Origin of the sequence: Streptomyces sp. H27-H5, assembly GCF_026627505.1 — a bacterium.
GTDB lineage: Bacteria > Actinomycetota > Actinomycetes > Streptomycetales > Streptomycetaceae > Streptomyces.
In genome coordinates, this window is sequence record NZ_JAPNLK010000041.1 from 1 (window position 1) to 17,453 (window position 17,453).

Sequence of the window (17,453 nt, forward strand, 5' to 3'; positions counted from 1 at the left end):
AGAAAGAACCTCGGAGAACCCGCCACCGGGACGGCCACCCGGGATACCGGCCTGCCCGAATCCGGAAACCCACCACAAAAGCAATCACACCGCGTGATCAAAGATCACGCGGTGGATCGAGGCTCAGCGGTCCGGCTCGGGGTCCTTCAGCCAGTTCACCAGCTCGGTCGTGAACGCGGCCGGATCCTCCTCGTGGGGGAAGTGCCCGAGCCCGTCGAACAGCCGCCAACGGTAAGGCGCTTCGACGTACTCCCCGGAGCCCGCGGCGCTGCGCGTACGCATCACCGGGTCGAGCGAGCCGTGCAGGTGCAGCGTCGGCACCCGCACCGGTCGCTTCATGCGCCGGTTGAACTGGAGCCCGTCGGGCCGGGCCATGGAACGCATCATCCAGCGGTACGGCTCGATCGAGCAGTGCGCGGTGGACGGGATGCACATCGCCCGCCGGTACACGGCCAGTTCCTCCTCCGCCGGCGGCACCGGACCCGACCAGTCCCGGATCAGCTGCCCCACGAGCGCCCCGTCGTCCGCGACGAGCCGGCGCTCGGGGATGAACGGCCTCTGGAACCCCCAGATGTGGGAACTCGCGCGGGTCTGCCCGAAGTCGGCGAGCATCGCGGAGCGCCAGCGCCTCGGGTGCGGCATCGACGAGACCACCAGTCGGCGCACCAGCTTGGGCCGCATCACGGCCGCCGTCCAGGCGAGGTAGCCGCCCAGGTCGTGCCCGACGAGCGCGGCGTCCGGCTCGCCCAGGGACCGGATGACCCCGGTGACGTCGAGCGCCAGGTTCGCCGGGTCGTAACCGCGCGGGGTGCGGTCGCTGCCACCCACCCCGCGCAGGTCCATCGCGACGGCGCGGTAACCGGCATCGGCGAGCGCGGTCATCTGGTGCCGCCACGTCCACCAGAACTGCGGAAAGCCGTGCAGGAGCAACACCAAGGGACCGTCACCGAGCTCGGCCACGTGGAACCGCGCACCATTGGCCGCGACGTCCCGGTGCGTCACCGCCCTCCCGCCCGGGATGTCGATCCGTGCCGCGGAGGCGGCAGTGGGCGGGGCGCCGAAGTCCGGCGAGGGGGCGGTCATGAGGACGAGCGTGCCACACCCACAGCGTTGTCACTCACCGCGCGCGGGTGAGGCTTGACGGTCGCGACGACCGCCGCGGTCTGCTTGACGGAGGCGATGGACTTCTCCGGCGGCTTGACCTTCTTGAACTTCGACACGGCCAGCAGCGCGAGCAGGCCCGCGAGCAGCAGGAACGCGACGCCGACGATGAGGAAGGACCACGCGAGCCCGAGCCCGAGGTTGTGGATCCCGTACGCCGCGGCGAAGCTCAGCACCGGCAGGGAGAAGAGCGCGAACACTCCCGCGACCGAAATGGCGGCGCTGCCGACACCCGCGCGCTTGACGTCCTGGCGCAGCTCCGCCTTCGCGAGGGCGATCTCGTCGTGCACCAGGGCGGACATCTCGGCGGTGGCCGACGCGACCAGCTGACCCAGCGTGCGCTCGGCTCCTTGCGGCCCTTGGTCCACTGCGCTCATCGCTCTCTCCCTAAGTCGTCCGTCGTCGACGGCTGTCCTTCGTCACTCAGATCATGCCGGACGGTCGCCGTCGGTGCGGCCCCCGGTGTCCGCTTCCGTTGCGCCGGTCGTGGCGGACGCCGTCCCCGGGGCCGCCGCCGCCTCGGCCCTGCGACGGTGTTCCGCGGCCTTCTCCTCGTGGATCCGCGCCATGCGCAGGTGGTAGCCGGGGTCGTCCTGCTCGTAGATGTCGGGGATTCCGTCGAGATCCTCGTCGCGATCCTCCGCGTCGGCGAGCGCCCGGTACCTGCGGTCGCGCATCTTCAGCATCACGCTCGCGATGATCGCGGCGATCAGCGAGCCGATCAGGACGGCGGCCTTGACCTCGTCCATGAGGGTGGCGTCGTCGGCGAAGGCGAGTTCGCCGATCAGCAGGGAGACGGTGAATCCGATGCCGGCGAGCGAGGCCACGGCGAGCACGTCCGGCCAGGCCAGGTCCTCGTTGAGCTCCGCCCTGGTGAAGCGCGCGGCCAGCCAGGTGCCGCCGAAGATGCCCACCGTCTTGCCGACGACCAGGCCGAGGACCACGCCGAGGGTCTCGGGGCGGGTGAAGACCTGCGCGATGGCCTCGTCGGAGAGGGACACGCCCGCGGAGAACAGGGCGAAGAGGGGGACGGCCAGCGCCGCGGAGATCGGGCGGACCAGGTGCTCGATGTGCTCGCCGGGAGACTGCTCCTCGCCCTCCTCGCGGTGGCAGCGGAGCATCAGGCCCATGGCGACGCCGGCGATGGTGGAGTGGACCCCGCTGTTGTACATCAGACCCCAGATGACCAGGGCGAGCGGGACGTACACGTACCAGCCGCGGACGCGCTTGCGGAGCAGGAACCAGAAGAGGACCAGGCCCACGAGGGCGCCGCCGAGCGCCAGGAAGTCGATGTCGCTGGTGAAGAACACCGCGATGATCAGGATGGCGAACAGGTCGTCCACGACCGCGAGGGTCAGCAGGAACGCGCGCAGGGCGGACGGCAGCGAGGTGCCGATGACCGCGAGGACGGCCAGCGCGAAGGCGATGTCGGTGGCGGTCGGGACGGCCCAGCCGCTGATGGAGCCGTCGCCCAGGACGTTGACCAGTACGTAGACCAGCGCGGGAACCGCCATGCCGCACAGGGCGGCGATCACCGGGAGGGCGGCGGCCTTGGCGTCGCGCAGGTCGCCCGCGACGAGTTCGCGTTTGAGCTCGATGCCCGCGACGAAGAAGAAGATGGCCAACAGCCCGTCGGCCGCCCAGTGCTGGATCGAGAGGTCCAGGCCCAGGGAGGCGGGGCCGATGTGGAAGGACCGGACGGTGTCGTAGCTGTTCGAGAGGGCCGGGATGTTCGCCCACACGAGCGCGGCGATCGCGGCCAGCAGGAGCAGGACACCGCCGACGGTCTCGGTGCGCAGGGCATCGGCGACGAAGCGGCGCTCGGGCAGCGACAGCCTGCCGAGCAGCTTGCGGCTCTTGTCGTCGGTGGGGCGGGGCGCGGCCACGTGAAGGACACCTCCGGGGTGGGTTGGACGGCATGACGAAGCACATTGCCGACCAGACTTCCCGGCGCACCCTGTGGAGTACTTATTTACGTTTCTCGTACTTTACAGGCGGTACGCAAGGTCATATCCAGTGATCTTCGGGTGATCATCACTTTAAGTGCGAAAGGGGCATCCGGCGCGGCGCGCCGAATGCCCCTTCCCGCCGTGTCGCGCGGCCGACTCAGTCCTCGCTGCCCGCCGCGGGCAGCTTGCTCTGGATCAGGTCCATGACCGAGGAGTCCGCGAGCGTCGTGACGTCACCGACCGCCCGGTTCTCCGCCACGTCACGCAGCAGACGGCGCATGATCTTGCCCGAACGGGTCTTCGGCAGTTCCTGCACGGGCAGGATCCGCTTCGGCTTCGCGATCGGGCCGAGTGTGGCGCCCACGTGGTTGCGCAGCTCGGCGACCAGGGTCTCCGTCTCCGAGGCGCTCCCGCGCAGGATGACGAAGGCCACGATGGCCTGACCGGTGGTCTCGTCGGTCGCGCCGACCACCGCCGCCTCGGCGACGGACGGGTGCGAGACCAGCGCGGACTCGACCTCGGTCGTCGAGATGTTGTGGCCGGACACCAGCATCACGTCGTCCACCCGGCCGAGCAGCCAGATGTCGCCGTCGTCGTCCTTCTTGGCGCCGTCGCCCGCGAAGTACTTGCCCGCGAAGCGCGACCAGTACGTGTCGATGAAGCGCTGGTCGTCACCCCAGATGGTGCGCAGCATCGAGGGCCACGGCTCGGTGAGCACCAAGTACCCGCCCCCGCCCTTCGGGACCTCGTTCGCCTCGTCGTCCACCACGGTGGCGCCGATGCCGGGCAGCGCGCGCTGGGCCGAACCGGGCTTGGTCGAGGTGACGCCCGGCAGCGGCGAGATCATCATCGCGCCGGTCTCGGTCTGCCACCAGGTGTCCACGATCGGGCAGCGGTCGCCGCCGATGTGCTTGCGGTACCAGATCCAGGCCTCGGGGTTGATCGGCTCGCCGACCGAGCCCAGCACCCGCAGGCTGGAGAGGTCGAACTTCGCGGGGATGTCGTCGCCCCACTTCATGAACGTGCGGATCGCCGTGGGCGCCGTGTAGAGGATGGTGACGCCGTACTTCTGCACGACCTCCCAGAACCGACCCTGGTGCGGGGTGTCCGGGGTGCCCTCGTACATGACCTGGGTGGCACCGTTGGCGAGCGGCCCGTAGACGATGTACGAGTGCCCGGTGACCCAGCCGATGTCGGCGGTGCACCAGTAGACGTCGCTCTCCGGCTTCAGGTCGAACACCGCGTGGTGGGTGTACGCGGCCTGCGTCAGGTAGCCGCCGGAGGTGTGCAGGATGCCCTTCGGCTTACCCGTGGTCCCCGAGGTGTAGAGGATGAACAGCGGGTGCTCGGCGTCGAAGGCCTGCGGGGTGTGCTCGGCGGACTGACGCCCGACGATCTCGTGCCACCAGACGTCGCGGCCCTCGGTGAAGGCGGTGTCCTGGCCGGTGCGCTGCACCACGAGAACATGCTTGACCTGCGGACACTTGCCGACGGCCTCGTCGATGGCGGGCTTGAGCGCACTGGGCTTGCCGCGGCGGTAGCCGCCGTCGGCGGTGATCACCAGCTTGGCGTCGGCGTCCTGGATGCGGGAGGCGACGGCGTCGGCGGAGAAACCGCCGAAGACCACCGAGTGGGCCGCGCCGACGCGGGCGCACGCCAACATCGCGACGACGGCCTCGGGGATCATCGGGAGGTAGACGGCGACGCGGTCGCCGGCGACGACACCCAGCTCGGTCAGGGCGTTGGCGGCCTTGGAGACCTCGTCCTTGAGCTGCGCGTAGGTGATCGACCGGCTGTCGCCGGGCTCACCCTCGAAGTGGAGGGCCACGCGGTCGCCGTTGCCGGCCTCCACGTGCCGGTCCACGCAGTTGTACGCGACGTTCAGCTTGCCGTCCGCGAACCACTTGGCGAAGGGCGGGTTGCTCCAGTCGAGCGTCTCGGTCGGCTCGGTGTCCCAGGTCAGCCGCCGGGCCTGCTCGGCCCAGAAGCCCAGCCGGTCCGCATCGGCCTGTGCATACGCAGCCTCGGTCACATTGGCGGCGGCGGCCAGATCGGCGGGCGGTGCGAACCGCCGCTCCTCTTTGAGCAGATTGGCCAGGCTTTCATTGCTCACGACATCTCCCTTTCCCAGGGTGTCCGTTGTGTCCCCGGGCATAGCTCATCAGTCGGCGGCCCGGGTGACAAGGGGTAGCCGGGAATTGGTTTAGACCTATATCACGGCCGGAGCCACGTGCAAGTGGCCCCTTCTCGCCGCAGGGCGCGAGAAGGGGCCACTTTGTGGCACGGGTATCGGAGGGTATCGGTTCAGCCGGGTACGCGATCCGGGCCGGGGTGCGCGGGAGGTTCAGGCGCGTTGACCGACGCTGTCGAAGACCCGGCAGTCGAAGAAGTCCTCACCCTCCGAGAGCAGATATGCCTGCGCCTCGCCCACGTGGAAGTACATGCCGTGCAGCTCCAGCGTGCCCTCGGCGAGCCGGCGGGCGACCGATTCGTGCGCCCGCAGGTGCTCCAGCTGCTGCACCACATTGGTCAGGCACAACTGTTCCACGGCGTCGGCCGGGAGCCTGCCGGAGATCCGGGCCCACGCGTGATGACGGCTGGCCATCCGCTCCAGGCTGGGCAGGCCGTGCCGCAACCAGCGGCGCAGCGGGGTCATCGGGGTGCCGGGGTGGGAGTTCAGCAGGGCCTGCATGGCCCCGCAGCCCGAGTGGCCGCACACCGTGATGCTGTCCACCTGGAGGACGTCCACGGCGTACTCGATCGCCGCCGCCACCGAGTCGTCCGTGGACTCCGCCCCCGGCAACGGCACCAGGTTGCCGACGTTGCGCACGGTGAACAGGTCTCCGGGACCGCTGGCCGTGATCATGCTGGTCACCAGGCGGGAGTCCGCGCAGGTGAGGAAGAGCTGCGAGGGCCGCTGCCCCTCGCGCGCCAGCCGGGCCAGTTCGTCACGGACATGGGGAGCGGTGTCCCGCTGGAACGCGCTGATGCCGTTGGCCAGCCGATCCGCTCCGCGCCGCCGGGGCTCGACCGCCGGACCGCCCGCGGCGGCGCCGGGGATCGTACGGTTCTGTGCGTGGACGGCGTCGCCCGAGCCGGCGTCGGCGCGGTGGTCGCAGTGGTTCTGCCAGGGGGTCCAGGGGCGGCAGCACTGATGGGTCCCGCGCTGGCCTGCTTCGGCACCCATGCCCCGGTCGGCCATGCTGTGGTCGGTCTCGGGGATGCGGTTGACGGAGCGGCCGGTGACCTCCACCGAACCGCCGTGCGCCCGATGGGAGTCCTGCCAGTCGTGCAGGGTCTCGTAGGCGGCATGGTCCATGAACGAGCCGTCCAGCTCGATCACCGCGTGCCGGTCGTGCGGGATCTGGTTCAGTACCCGACTCAACCGGGGCACCGCGAGGAAGGTCAACTGGCCGCGTGCCCAAACGCGGTGGACCCCGTCGAGCTCCTCGACCGTGATCCGGGTCCGCGCGAGGCGGTGCAGGGCCAGGCCGACCGCCACGGCCACGCCGACGGCGACCCCCTCCAGCACCCCACCGAGCACCACGGCCACGATCGTTGTCGCGTAGACCAGGACTTCACGGTGTCGGGTGACGGTCCGCAGATGCGTGATGCTGACCATCTGCACGCCCACCGCCATCACCAGGGCGGCCAGCGCGGCGAGCGGGATCAGATCGAGGACCGGCACGAGCAGCGCGGCCGCGATCAACACCCAGAGCCCGTGCATCATCGAGGAATTTCGGCTGGTGGCACCGGATTTGACGTTGGCGACGCTACGGACCGCCACGCCCGTGACGGGCAGCCCGCCCAGCGCTCCGGAGACGATGTTCGCCGCACCCTGTCCGCGCAGTTCACGGTTGAGGTCGACGCGCGGCGGACGGTTGTCCGTGCCCCGCTCGGAGGCGATCAGCTTGTCGGTGGCGACCGCGGACAGCAGGGACTCCACACTGCCGACCAGCGTGATGGTCAGTACCGCGGCGATGAGGCCGAGGACCGGGCCCTCGGGCAGCTCGGGCAGTGCGTGGCTGCGCCAGGACGGCAGGTCCACCCGGGGCAGGCTGAGTCCGGCCAGGGCGGCGAACGTGGTGGCCGTGGCGACGGCCGCGAGCGCGGCGGGAACCTTGCGCAGGTTCCGGCCGATCCGGCCCGGCAGTCGAGGCCAACCGAGGAGGATGACCAGGGTGAGCGCGCTGATGCCCAGTGCGACCGGATGGAGGTCGGCCAACTGGCCGGGCAGACCCTGCACGTTGGCCACGGCGGAGCTCTGCGGGGTGCCGCCGAGGACGATGTGCAGTTGCGCCAGCGCGATGGTCACGCCGATGCCGGCGAGCATGCCGTGCACGATCGCCGGGCTCACCATCAGCGCCGACCGGGCCGTACGCAGGAAGGCGAGCCCGAGCTGGCAGCAGCCGGCGAGCACGGTGATGGCGCAGGTGGTGCGCCACCCGTAGCGCTGGATCAGTTCGGCGGTGACCACCGTGAGGCCTGCGGCGGGGCCGCTGACCTGGAGCGGCGCACCCCCGAGTCGTCCGGCCACGATCCCGCCGACGGCCGCGGCCACCAGCCCCGCCTGGAGCGGGGCGCCCGTGGCCAGGGCGATGCCCAGCGAGAGAGGCAGGGCGATCAGGAAGACGGCGATGGAGGCGGAGAGGTCTGCCGGGAAGCTTTTGACGGAAACGGGGGGCGGGGTGGACGGAGGGGGCGAGAGGGCGGTGCCCGTGGAGTCTTCGGCGGCGCCTTCGGTGGTGGCTTTCATGGGTTCCCGTCTCCTCTGGGGGAGGGATGAAGCGGCGGGAGTCTCAACACTCGGTAAATGAACGGTAATGGAGAGTAAAGAGAGGTGGTGGGAAATAGGAGTAAATGGCCTAGGAATTAGCCCCCAGGAGTGATTAAACATTTTGTCCGGCTTGTCACACCTTCCTTAAACCTGACCGCATGGGACGTTGCGGCGCGGAAGTCCTGCGATGGAACTGCGAGGGAGAGGTGTGCGGATGATCGCCGCCACGAAGAAGATCGCCGGCGGCCTGGTCGCCACGGCCCTGGTCCTGGGCGCTGCCGGGTGCTCCTCGGAACCCGCCAAGCCCGCGCCCGGTGGCCCGAACGCCAGGAAGGGCGCCGCCGCACCGGAAGCGGCCCCGGGCAGTGTGAAGCGGCTCATCGGGGACGGCTCGACCGCGTACACCGGCCTCCAGCCGAACGTCGTGAAGCCGCAGCGGATGAAGCCCGGTGAGAAGCCCCCGCAGTTCGTCGTCTTCTCGTGGGACGGCGCCGGCGAGGACAGCCAGAAGCTCTTCTCGCACTTCCGTGAGGTCGGCAAGGAGTACAACGCCCGGATGACCTACTTCCTCAGCGGCGTGTACATGCTGCCGGAGGAGAAGGCATCGCTCTACACCGCTCCTCAGCACTCCCCGGGACGTTCCGACATCGGTTTCGGCGACCTCCAGGGCATCAAGGACACCGCCACCCAGGTGCGTGCGGCCTGGCAGGAGGGCAACGAGATCGGCACCCACTTCAACGGCCACTTCTGCGGCCCCGAGGGCGGCGTCGGCACCTGGTCCGTCGAGGAGTGGAAGAGCGAGATCAGCCAGGCCAAGTCGTTCGTCAAGAACTGGAAGACGAACACCCCGGCGCTGAAGGGCCTGGAGCCGCTCCCGTTCGACTACGACAAGGAGTTGATCGGCGCCCGCACCCCCTGCCTCGAAGGCCAGAAGAACTTCATGCTGGCGGCCAAGGACATGGGCTTCCGCTACGACTCCAGCGGCATCAGCAAGCAGATCTGGCCCAAGAAGACCGACGGGCTCTGGGACCTTCCGCTGCAACTGGTGCCCATGCCGGGGCGCGCCTTCGACACGCTGAGCATGGACTACAACTACATGGTCAACCAGTCCGGGACGACCACCCAGGGAGACCCCTCGCAGCACGCCTACTGGGGCGAGCAGATGCGCGACGGCCTCCAGAAGGCCTTCGACCGGGTCTACCAGGGCAACCGGGCGCCGCTGATCATCGGCAACCACTTCGAGTCCTGGAACGGCGGCACCTACATGAAGGCCGTCGAGGACTCCATCAAGTCCATGTGCACCCAGAAGGAAGTCCGCTGCGTGCCGTTCCGCGAGCTGGCCGACTGGCTGGACGCCCAGGACCCGAAGGCGCTGACGTGGATGCGCGGCCTCGACGTCGGTGAGGCTCCGAAGGACGGCTGGAACAAGTTCCTCACCGCGGGGCCGCCGGCAGCGCCGGCCGCCCCCGGTTCCCCGGCCGGGGTCAAGCCGGCTGCGGAGTCGGCCGAGTCAGGGTCGGACGAGGGCTGACCACCTCCGCGCTCGGGGTCTCGCGGAGGACGAAATCGGGGTCGACCTGTTCCGCCAGGTCGACCCCGGTCTTCGCGTTCCCCCAGCTCTCGGCGTTCCGCAGGTGGAAGTGGACCATCTGCTGCGTGTACCGGGCCCAGTCGCGGTCGGCGTACGAGTCCTCGGCGGCGTCCTGGAGCGCCTGCAGCGCCAGCCGGTTGGTCGCCTCCAGCAGCTCGAACCGGGCCGGGCGCCCCTTCTCCATCGACCGCACCCAGTCCGAATGCCCGACGGTGACCAGCAGGTCGTCGCCGACCTCGTCCTGGAGGAACTCGATGTCCTCCGGCCCCTGCACCTTGTTGCCGATCACCTTGAGCGCGATCCCGAAGTCCCGGGCGTACTCCTTGTACTGGCGGTAGACCGAGACGCCCTTGCGAGTCGGCTCGGCCACCAGGAAGGTCATGTCGAAGCGGGTGAACATGCCCGACGCGAACGAATCCGAACCGGCGGTCATGTCGACGACCACGTACTCGTCCGGACCGTCGACCAGGTGGTTGAGGCAGAGTTCGACCGCCCCGACCTTGGAGTGGTAGCAGGCCACACCCAGGTCTGCCTCGGTGAACGGCCCCGTGGCCATCAGGCGGACGGGCTCGCCGTCGAGCATCAGCGTGCGCGCGCACGCCTCGTACACCGGGTTGTCCTCCGTGACCCCCAACAGGCGGGAGCCGGTTCCGGGCGGAGTCGTCTTGATCATGGCCTCGGCGGACGCGATGCGCGGGTTCGATCCGCGCAGGTAGTCCTTGATGAGGGGCAGGTGCGCGCCCAGGGCGGGCAGCTCGGCGGCCTCGTCCTCGCCGAGCCCGAGGGCCACGCCGAGATGCTGGTTGATGTCGGCGTCCACCGCGACGACGGGGGCTTCATTGGCGGCAAGGTGGCGGATGAAGAGGGAGGACAGCGTGGTCTTGCCGCTGCCGCCCTTTCCCACGAAAGCGATCTTCATGTTCACCAAGCGTAGTGGGTTGATCGCGCTACGTGGTCTAGCTGAGTGAAGAAGACCACTCCAAGGAGGGGTCGGTGCTATGCGCGCACAGTGCGTAGGCTCCCTACTTATGAGTAGCGCTGCTGACCCGCTGGCCCCACTGGCCGGGCTGCCGGGTGTCTCCGATTCCGTGGATTCCGTACGCAAGGCCGTGGACCGGGTCTACGGGCACCGGGTGATGCGTCGTCGCAGCGGGGAGATCGCCTCGGAGGCGGCGCTGCGCGGCGCGCGCGGGAGCGCGGCGCTGTCGGGCGCCGACTGGGCCCTGGAAGAGGTGCGTCGCCGCACCGACTTCGGCTCGGAGGCGCAGGCGCGGGCGGTGGGCGCCGCGCTGCGCCTGACGGCCGAGGCCGGGCAGCTCCTGAGCATCTGGCGACAGTCCCCGATGCGTGTGCTCGCACGCCTGCACCTGGTCGCGTCGGGTTCGACGCCCGCGGCTGCGGACGCCTTCGCGCCGTCGGCGATCGAGGGCGACACGGTGGGGCGGCCCCGCCTGGCGGGTGAACCGGTGGACGAGCCGCTGATCGACCTGCCGCTCCCGAGCGCCGAGGAGGTCGCCGGCCGGCTGGACGGGCTGTCGCGGCTGATCATCGCGGGCGGCTCCTCACCGGCGCTGATCACGGCATCGGTGGTGCACGGCGAACTGCTGGCGCTGCGTCCCTTCGGGACCTACAACGGCCTGGTCGCACGGGCGGCCGAGCGGATCGTACTGATCAACAGCGGCCTCGACCCGAAGGCCATCTGCCCGGCCGAGGTCGGCCACGCGGAGCAGGGCGCGGAGGCCTACGTGGCGGCCTTCGAGGGGTACGTGTCCGGAACCGCGGAGGGGATGGCCGCCTGGATCGCGCACTGCGGGCGGGCGATCGAGCTGGGCTCCCGGGAGTCGATGGCGGTCTGCGAGGCGCTCCAGCGCGGCGCTGCCTGACGCGGGCACTGCCTGAACGCGGGCGGGCGCTGCCTGTGAACACGGGCACTGCCTGAATGCGGGCACTGTCTGCTGAACGCGGGCACTGTCTGAACACGGGTTGCGGCGACACCGTCTTGCCTTGGTGTCGCCGCTGGCACTCGCGCCCAGTTACCAAGCGTCCTCGAATGTATGCCCATCAGGTCGGGAACTTTGCCCGTCACCTGGTGCGGCTGGCCCGTATTCGACGGGTCGACGTCGCGTGGGTGCTCGGCGTTCATGCTTCGGTCCGTGGGCCTTACTGCGTTTTAAAGATGATCCTCTCGGATGTTCTTTGGTCTCGCGGGCCGTTGACTCCTTTGTACTCCGCTTCGGAGACAAGCGAAACCCCTGGCTCCACTTCTTTACTTTCCTGGACGAGCCGGGGCGATCCGGACATTCGATTTCCGGGCGCGACAGTTCCCCGACGAGGCCGTTCGACCCTCCCCGCAGGCGACCTCACGCCCGCGCGGATCAACCGGCGGAGGCGCTCGCCCGCCGCCGGCTCGCGTACCAGACGAGCCCGGCCGTGGCGGCGGCCGCGCCGACCGCCGCGGCGGCCACCAGGGCCGGTCGAGAGGTCATGGAACCCGGCAGTCGCTGCTTCAGTCGCACGGGCTTGTTGAACACCAGCACCGGCCACTCCCGCGCGACCGCCTCGCGCCGCAACGCCCGGTCGGGATTGACGGCGTGAGGGTGTCCTACCGCCTCCAGCATCGGCACATCGGTGATCGAGTCGCTGTACGCGTAGCACCGCGCGAGGTCGTACCCCTCCGACTCGGCGAGCTCGCGGACCGCCTCCGCCTTCGTCGGTCCGTAGGCGTAGTACTCGATCTCGCCCGTGAAGCAGCCGTCGTCGCCGACCACCATCCGGGTCGCCACGACGCGGTCCGCGCCGAGCATCTCGCCGATCGGCTCGACCACTTCGGCGCCCGAGGTCGACACGATCACCACGTCACGGCCGGCCGTGTGGTGGGCCTCGATGAGGGACGCGGCCTCGTCGTAGATGATCGGGTCGATCAGGTCGTGCAGCGCTTCGGCGACGATCTCGCGCACCTGCTGCACGTTCCACCCCTTGCAGAGGGCGGACAGGTACTCGCGCATCCGCTCCATCTGATCGTGGTCGGCGCCGCCGACCAGGAAGAAGAACTGGGTATACGCGGTGCGCAACACGGCCCGCCGGTTGATCAGGCCACCCTGGTAGAAGGACTTGCTGAACGTCAGAGTGCTCGACTTCGCAATGACCGTCTTGTCCAGGTCGAAGAAGGCAGCGGTCCGAGGCGAGGAGTGCGGCAAGGGCTGATTTTCCACGCCCCGAGCATATGCGCCCACCATTCGGCGTAAGGTGTGGCGCGTGGGTTTGCCTGAGAAGGCTCTCGGGTACACCATGGAAGTCACGGATCGTTCGCGACCGTGCTAACCCGGTCTGGCTCCTCCCCCCCCGAGTCGGACCGTGGGGACGACCCCCGCTCTCCCCCCCGGCGGGGGTCGTCGCATGTCCGGACGCGGTTTGCGTCCCTTGCCTTCGGCCCGTGGTGACCATTTCCCCGGCCCTTCCTCTTCGGCGGCCTTCCGTCGCGAAGACCCTCATCTCCTTGAACTCGTGACTGTGCGTAGTGGTTCCGCCGCGCTATGAACTCACACGATGGGGTGGCGGAGTTATTCACAGAGGTCTTCTTGTCCACAGTTTTCGAGCAAGATCCACTTCATTTTCCGGATCCCTGCACGGTGATTCCAGCCCGCGAAGTCCGCGGTGTGTGGATTCGCAGTGAGAAGGGGGCGGAGACCGTGGCTGGATCGAAGTCGTGTGAAGCACCGGAGTCCGAGCTGTTCGGTGGGGGAAGGTCGTCGACCCGGGCGGAAGAGGTCGTGCCCGGTGGCGGCCGGCCGCTGATCATCACCGAGGACCCGCTGTTGCTCGACGACCTGTTGCGGCTGTGCGCCGCCGCGGGCGCCGAACCGCACGTGCACCACGCGGTGCCCGAGCCGGTCGGAGCCGGGGCCCCGGGAGAAGGCGACGGCGAGAACGTCGATCTCCGCGCACCGGCGCCCGGCAGCGTCGGTTGGGAGTCCGCCCCGCTCGTGCTCGTCGGGGACGACGCGGCACGCCGGGTCCGCGGCGCGCCCCGCCGCGACGCGGTCTTCCTCGTCGGCCGGGATCTGGACGACCCACTGGTGTGGCAGCGGGCGTTGGAGATCGGCGCCGAGGAGGTGCTGAGGCTCCCCGACGCGGAGAACCGACTCGTCGACCGCATCGCCGACGTGGTGGAAGGGGCCGGACGACCCGCCCTCGCGGTAGGCGTGATCGGAGGCAGCGGCGGCGCCGGTGCGTCGACCCTGGCCTGCGCGCTCGCCCTGCGGGCCGCGCGCGCCGGCGAACGCACCATCCTCATCGACGGGGACCCCCTCGGCGGGGGCATGGACGTCCTGCTCGGGGGTGAGGGCGCCGAAGGTCTGCGCTGGCCGGACTTCGCGGCCTCGCGGGGCCGCGTCGGGGCCGGGGCGCTGGAGGAGTCCCTCCCGGAACTGCACGCCCTCCGGGTGCTCAGCTGGGACCGGGGAGACCGGGTGGTGGTGCCGCCCGCCGCGATGCGCTCGGTGGTCGCGGCGGCCCGCCGCCGTGGCGGCGTGGTCGTCGTCGACCTGCCCCGACGGGTGGACGAGGCGGTGGCCGAGGTGCTGGCCCAGTTGGATCTCGTACTGATGGTGGTGCCCGGGGAGTTGAGGGCCGTGGCCGCAGCCGGGCGGGTGGCGGCGGGGGTGCGGATGGTCGCCCGGGACGTCCGTGTGGTCGTACGGGGACGCTGTCCCGAGGGTCTCGATGCCGAAGCCGTGGCCCGGCTGCTGGGTGCCCCACTGGCCGGCGAGGTGCCGGTGGAGGTGGGACTGCCGGGACGGGTGGCCGAGGGGGAACCACCGGGGTCGCGGGGGAGGGGTGCGCTGGCCCGCTTCTGTGACGGCTTCTGGCGGCGGGCCCTCGGATCCGCCCAGGGGGTGCCGGCATGAGCGCGCTGCTCCTGGACGCGGTGCGGCAGCGACTCGCGGAGAGCGGTGCGGAGCCGACCCCGGCCAGGGTCGCGGCGGCCCTGCGGGCCCAGGGCAGGCTGCTCGGCGACGCGGAAGTGCTCGGTGCGGCCGCCGAGTTACGGTCCGAACTGGTGGGTGCCGGGCCGCTGGAGGCACTTCTCGCTGACCCCGAGGTCACCGACGTGCTGGTGGCCGCGCCCGACCGGGTGTGGGTGGACCGCGGAGGCGGGCTGGAACTCACTGCGGTGACCTTCGCCGACGCTGCGGCGGTGCGCAGGCTCGCGCAACGGCTGGCCGCCGTCGCGGGGCGGCGCCTCGACGACGCCCGGCCCTGGGTGGATGCCCGGATGCCGGACGGCACCCGACTGCATGCCGTGCTGCCTCCGGTGGCCGTCGGATCCGCCTGCCTGTCCTTGCGGGTCGTGCGGCCGAAGGCGTTCACGTTGGACGAGTTGGTGGCCGCGGGGACCCTGCCGCCGGGCGGCCACGAACTGCTCCGGGCGATGGTCGAGGCCCGGCTCTCGTTCCTCGTGTCCGGAGGCACCGGGACAGGCAAGACCACCCTGCTGAGTGCCCTGTTGGGACTGGTCGGCCCGGGCGAGCGGATCGTACTGGCCGAGGACTCGGCCGAGTTGCGCCCCGACCATCCGCACGTGGTGCGGCTGGAGACCCGGCCCGCCAATCAGGAGGGAGCCGGCCTCGTCACCCTCGCGGACCTGGTCCGGCAGGCGTTGAGGATGCGTCCCGATCGTCTGGTGGTCGGAGAAGTGCGGGGTCCGGAGGTGGCGGACCTGCTGGCCGCTCTCAACACGGGCCACGAAGGCGGCTGCGGCACGGTGCACGCGAACGCGGCGGCCCATGTCCCGGCGCGGTTGGAGGCGCTCGGCACGGCCGCGGGGCTCGATCGTGCCGCTCTGCACAGCCAGTTGGCGGCCGCGCTGACCCTGGTGGTCCACCTGGTCCGGGACCGGGCCGGGCGGCGTCGGGTGGCCGAGGTGCACGTCCTCGAACGGGATCCGGCCGGTCTGGTCGTGACGGTACCCGCGTTGCTCTGGTCCGCGCGGGGGTTCGTACGGGAGAGGGGCTGGGCCCGGCTCGGTCCGCTGCTGGGGGTCCCCCGATGAGCGCCGGGACGGTCGGGGTGGCGGGCTCGTTGCCGGTGTTCGCCGGCGTGCTGTGTGCCGGCGCCGCCGCCTGGATGTCGGCCGGAGGCGATCGGGTGGCCCGGCGGGCCCGGTTGCTGCCGGTCGGGTGCGCCCCGGTGATGCCGGTCGGGCCGGCGCGTCGGGAGCGGCTGCTGATCGCGGTGCGGGTGCGGGCCGCGCGATGGCGGGAGTGGTCCGGCGTCGGGGTCGGGTTGTTGGTGGCCCTGCTCGGCGGTTCCGTGATCCCGCTGGTGCTGGGGGCGGCCTCGGTGCCGCTGGTGCGGAAGTGGCTGAGGGGCCGAGACCGCGAACGTGCCCGGGGTGCGCGGGCCGGCGACGTGGTGGCGTTGTGCGGGGTCACCGTGGGGGAACTGAGGGCGGGTGCGCAGCCCGGCCAGGCCCTGGGCGCGGCGCTGAGACGTACGGCATCGGGTTCCGGTGGCCTGGGCGCGGTGGAGGCCGGGGTGCTGGCCGCCGCGGCGTTCGGCGGCGACGTCGCCGGGGCACTGCGCGAGGCGTCGCGGGAGCCGGGCGCGGAAGGACTGGCCGGGATGGCGGCCTGCTGGCGGGTCTCCGTGGACGGGGGCGCCGGCCTGGCCGCAGGCCTGGACCGACTGGAAGGGGCGTTGCGAGCGGAACGGGACCGGGAGGAGTCACTGCGGGCCCAGTTGGCCGGAGCCCGCTCGACGGCGGTGGTGCTGGCGCTGTTGCCCCTGGTGGGGCTGGTGATCGGTACCGGCCTTGGGGCCGACCCGCTCGCAGTGCTGCTGCACACCCCGATGGGATGGGGCTGCCTGGCGGCGGGGGCGGGACTGGAGGCGCTGGGGATGTTGTGGTGCCGGCGGATCGTACGGGCGGGGGAGCGATGACGGGCGCGGTGTGGGTCCACAGGCTGGGGATGGCCTCGTGCCTCGCGGTGGCGGTGCTGTGCGTGGCATCGGCGATCGCGTCAGGAGTTCGGCGACGGGCGACCCGCCGGCGGATCGGGTCACTGCTGAGGGTGCGAGCGGCTCGCCGTGGGCCGCTGGTCGGGCCCCGAACACGGGCTCGCGTCGTCACATGGGCGTGGCCGGCCGGCGCTCTGGTGGCGGGCTGGGTGCTGGTCGGAGGCGTCACCGGGGTCCTGGTCGGGTGTGGGGCGGCGTACGGGGTGCGGCGCCTGCGGTCGAGGGCCGGACCGCCGGTCGAAGTGGACCCCCGCGAGGTGGAGCGCCAATTGCCCTTTGCTGCTGATCTGTTGGCGGCCTGCCTCGCAGCCGGGGCCGGTCCGGTGGAGGCGGCCGAGGTGGTCGGGGAGTCGCTCGGCGGACCCGTGGGGGAGCGGCTTGCGCTGGCCGGCGCGGAGCTGCGGCTCGGCGGCGAACCGGGCACGGGGTGGGGGAGGTTGGCGACGATACCGGGCGCCCGGGAACTGGCGGAGTGCCTGGAACGGGCCGCCCGCACGGGGGCACCGGCCGCCGAGCCGGTCTCCCGCCTGGCGTCGTCCCTCAGGGCGGACCGGGCCCGACAGGCCACGACCCGGGCCCAGCGGGCCGCCGTGCTCGTCACCGCACCCGTGGGGCTGTGTTTCCTCCCCGCATTTCTTGTGGTGGGAGTGGCTCCAGTGGTGATTGGGATGGCTTCCGGTCTTCTCTCCGGCACTTGAAATCAAAACCTGAAATCACATCAAGAGTGAAATCAAACAGGAGGTTGTCATGAAAATCATCTGGTTTCGAGTTCGGTCCGCGCTCAGTGGCCGCGGTCACGATGCGGGGATGTCCACTTCGGAATACGCCATGGGCACGATCGCGGCGTGTGCGTTCGCTGCCGTTCTGTACAAGGTGGTCACGAGCGACGTGGTGTCGACGGCTCTCCAGTCGACCATCGGGAAGGCGCTCGATGTGCCGTTCTGAGGAAAACCCG

Annotated in this window: 14 protein-coding genes; 7 read left to right on the forward strand and 7 right to left on the reverse strand. The window is 70.6% G+C overall.

The window, feature by feature from the left end; translation table 11 throughout:
* Positions 1-123: 123 nt before the first annotated feature.
* The 5 genes from OTB19_RS20790 to OTB19_RS20810 form a co-directional block, all read right to left on the reverse strand.
* Entirely contained in the window at positions 124-1,083 is a 960-nt protein-coding gene (locus tag OTB19_RS20790) for an alpha/beta fold hydrolase (RefSeq protein WP_267799856.1), read from the reverse strand.
* Positions 1,080-1,538 (reverse strand): phage holin family protein, encoded by a 459-nt coding sequence (locus OTB19_RS20795; protein WP_267799857.1) that lies wholly within the window; start codon positions 1,536-1,538, stop codon positions 1,080-1,082. Before OTB19_RS20795 ends, OTB19_RS20790 begins: the two co-directional genes overlap by 4 nt.
* A 51-nt stretch (positions 1,539-1,589) precedes the next feature.
* Positions 1,590-3,047 carry a Na+/H+ antiporter NhaA gene (nhaA, locus tag OTB19_RS20800; RefSeq protein ID WP_267799858.1) on the reverse strand — a complete coding sequence of 486 codons (1,458 nt, stop codon included), beginning with the start codon at positions 3,045-3,047 and terminating at the stop codon, positions 1,590-1,592.
* A gap of 220 nt (positions 3,048-3,267) precedes the next feature.
* Positions 3,268-5,265 (reverse strand): acetate--CoA ligase, encoded by a 1,998-nt coding sequence (gene acs / locus OTB19_RS20805; protein ID WP_267799859.1) that lies wholly within the window; start codon positions 5,263-5,265, stop codon positions 3,268-3,270.
* A 189-nt stretch (positions 5,266-5,454) separates the two neighbouring features.
* On the reverse strand, positions 5,455-7,866 hold the full coding sequence (locus OTB19_RS20810; RefSeq protein ID WP_267799860.1) for a SulP family inorganic anion transporter: 2,412 nt from the start codon (positions 7,864-7,866) through the stop codon (positions 5,455-5,457).
* Positions 7,867-8,101: 235 nt separating this feature from the next.
* Between OTB19_RS20810 and OTB19_RS20815 the strand changes: the two genes are divergently transcribed.
* Entirely contained in the window at positions 8,102-9,418 is a 1,317-nt protein-coding gene (locus OTB19_RS20815; protein WP_267799861.1) for a hypothetical protein, read from the forward strand.
* Here the strand turns inward: OTB19_RS20815 and OTB19_RS20820 are convergent.
* Positions 9,372-10,397: an ATP-binding protein gene (locus OTB19_RS20820; protein ID WP_267799862.1), complete on the reverse strand. Its 1,026-nt coding sequence runs from the start codon at positions 10,395-10,397 to the stop codon at positions 9,372-9,374. The two genes, OTB19_RS20815 and OTB19_RS20820, sit on opposite strands and share 47 nt — an antisense overlap.
* A 109-nt stretch (positions 10,398-10,506) precedes the next feature.
* Here OTB19_RS20820 and OTB19_RS20825 point away from each other — a divergent pair, with 109 nt between their 5' ends.
* A complete protein-coding gene (locus tag OTB19_RS20825; protein ID WP_267799863.1) occupies positions 10,507-11,361 on the forward strand; it encodes an oxidoreductase in 855 nt (284 codons plus the stop codon).
* Between the two features lie 492 nt (positions 11,362-11,853).
* Here the strand turns inward: OTB19_RS20825 and OTB19_RS20830 are convergent, their stop codons facing one another.
* Positions 11,854-12,714, reverse strand: coding sequence for an HAD family hydrolase (locus OTB19_RS20830; protein WP_267799864.1), 861 nt, complete (start codon positions 12,712-12,714; stop codon positions 11,854-11,856).
* A gap of 492 nt (positions 12,715-13,206) precedes the next feature.
* Here OTB19_RS20830 and ssd point away from each other — a divergent pair, with 492 nt between their 5' ends.
* From ssd to OTB19_RS20855, 5 genes are all read left to right on the forward strand, one after another.
* Positions 13,207-14,385, forward strand: a complete 1,179-nt coding sequence (gene ssd / locus OTB19_RS20835) for a septum site-determining protein Ssd (protein WP_267799916.1) — start codon at positions 13,207-13,209, stop codon at positions 14,383-14,385.
* Positions 14,382-15,530 carry a TadA family conjugal transfer-associated ATPase gene (locus tag OTB19_RS20840; protein WP_267799865.1) on the forward strand — a complete coding sequence of 383 codons (1,149 nt, stop codon included), beginning with the start codon at positions 14,382-14,384 and terminating at the stop codon, positions 15,528-15,530. Before ssd ends, OTB19_RS20840 begins: the two co-directional genes overlap by 4 nt.
* Entirely contained in the window at positions 15,527-16,420 is an 894-nt protein-coding gene (locus OTB19_RS20845; protein WP_267799866.1) for a type II secretion system F family protein, read from the forward strand. The genes OTB19_RS20840 and OTB19_RS20845 overlap by 4 nt, the downstream gene beginning before the upstream one ends.
* 347 nt (positions 16,421-16,767) lie before the next feature.
* The gene (locus tag OTB19_RS43675) at positions 16,768-17,196 is read left to right on the forward strand and encodes a type II secretion system F family protein (protein WP_420716877.1); all 429 of its coding nucleotides are present in this window, start codon (positions 16,768-16,770) and stop codon (positions 17,194-17,196) included.
* A 49-nt stretch (positions 17,197-17,245) separates the two neighbouring features.
* Entirely contained in the window at positions 17,246-17,443 is a 198-nt protein-coding gene (locus OTB19_RS20855; RefSeq protein ID WP_267799868.1) for a DUF4244 domain-containing protein, read from the forward strand.
* The last annotated feature ends 10 nt before the right edge of the window (positions 17,444-17,453 follow it).

What these genes read in the sequence shown, in the direction of transcription:
- OTB19_RS20830 (WP_267799864.1), bottom strand. Translation starts at nt 12,714, where the DNA reads ATGGTGGGCGCATATGCTCGGGGCGTGGAAAATCAGCCCTTGCCGCAC.
- OTB19_RS20845 (WP_267799866.1), top strand. Translation starts at nt 15,527, where the DNA reads ATGAGCGCCGGGACGGTCGGGGTGGCGGGCTCGTTGCCGGTGTTCGCC.
- acs (WP_267799859.1), bottom strand. Translation starts at nt 5,265, where the DNA reads ATGCCCGGGGACACAACGGACACCCTGGGAAAGGGAGATGTCGTGAGC.
- OTB19_RS20825 (WP_267799863.1), top strand. Translation starts at nt 10,507, where the DNA reads ATGAGTAGCGCTGCTGACCCGCTGGCCCCACTGGCCGGGCTGCCGGGT.
- OTB19_RS20820 (WP_267799862.1), bottom strand. Translation starts at nt 10,397, where the DNA reads ATGAAGATCGCTTTCGTGGGAAAGGGCGGCAGCGGCAAGACCACGCTG.
- OTB19_RS20815 (WP_267799861.1), top strand. Translation starts at nt 8,102, where the DNA reads ATGATCGCCGCCACGAAGAAGATCGCCGGCGGCCTGGTCGCCACGGCC.
- OTB19_RS20795 (WP_267799857.1), bottom strand. Translation starts at nt 1,538, where the DNA reads ATGAGCGCAGTGGACCAAGGGCCGCAAGGAGCCGAGCGCACGCTGGGT.
- OTB19_RS20790 (WP_267799856.1), bottom strand. Translation starts at nt 1,083, where the DNA reads ATGACCGCCCCCTCGCCGGACTTCGGCGCCCCGCCCACTGCCGCCTCC.
- OTB19_RS20810 (WP_267799860.1), bottom strand. Translation starts at nt 7,866, where the DNA reads ATGAAAGCCACCACCGAAGGCGCCGCCGAAGACTCCACGGGCACCGCC.
- OTB19_RS20840 (WP_267799865.1), top strand. Translation starts at nt 14,382, where the DNA reads ATGAGCGCGCTGCTCCTGGACGCGGTGCGGCAGCGACTCGCGGAGAGC.
- OTB19_RS20855 (WP_267799868.1), top strand. Translation starts at nt 17,246, where the DNA reads ATGAAAATCATCTGGTTTCGAGTTCGGTCCGCGCTCAGTGGCCGCGGT.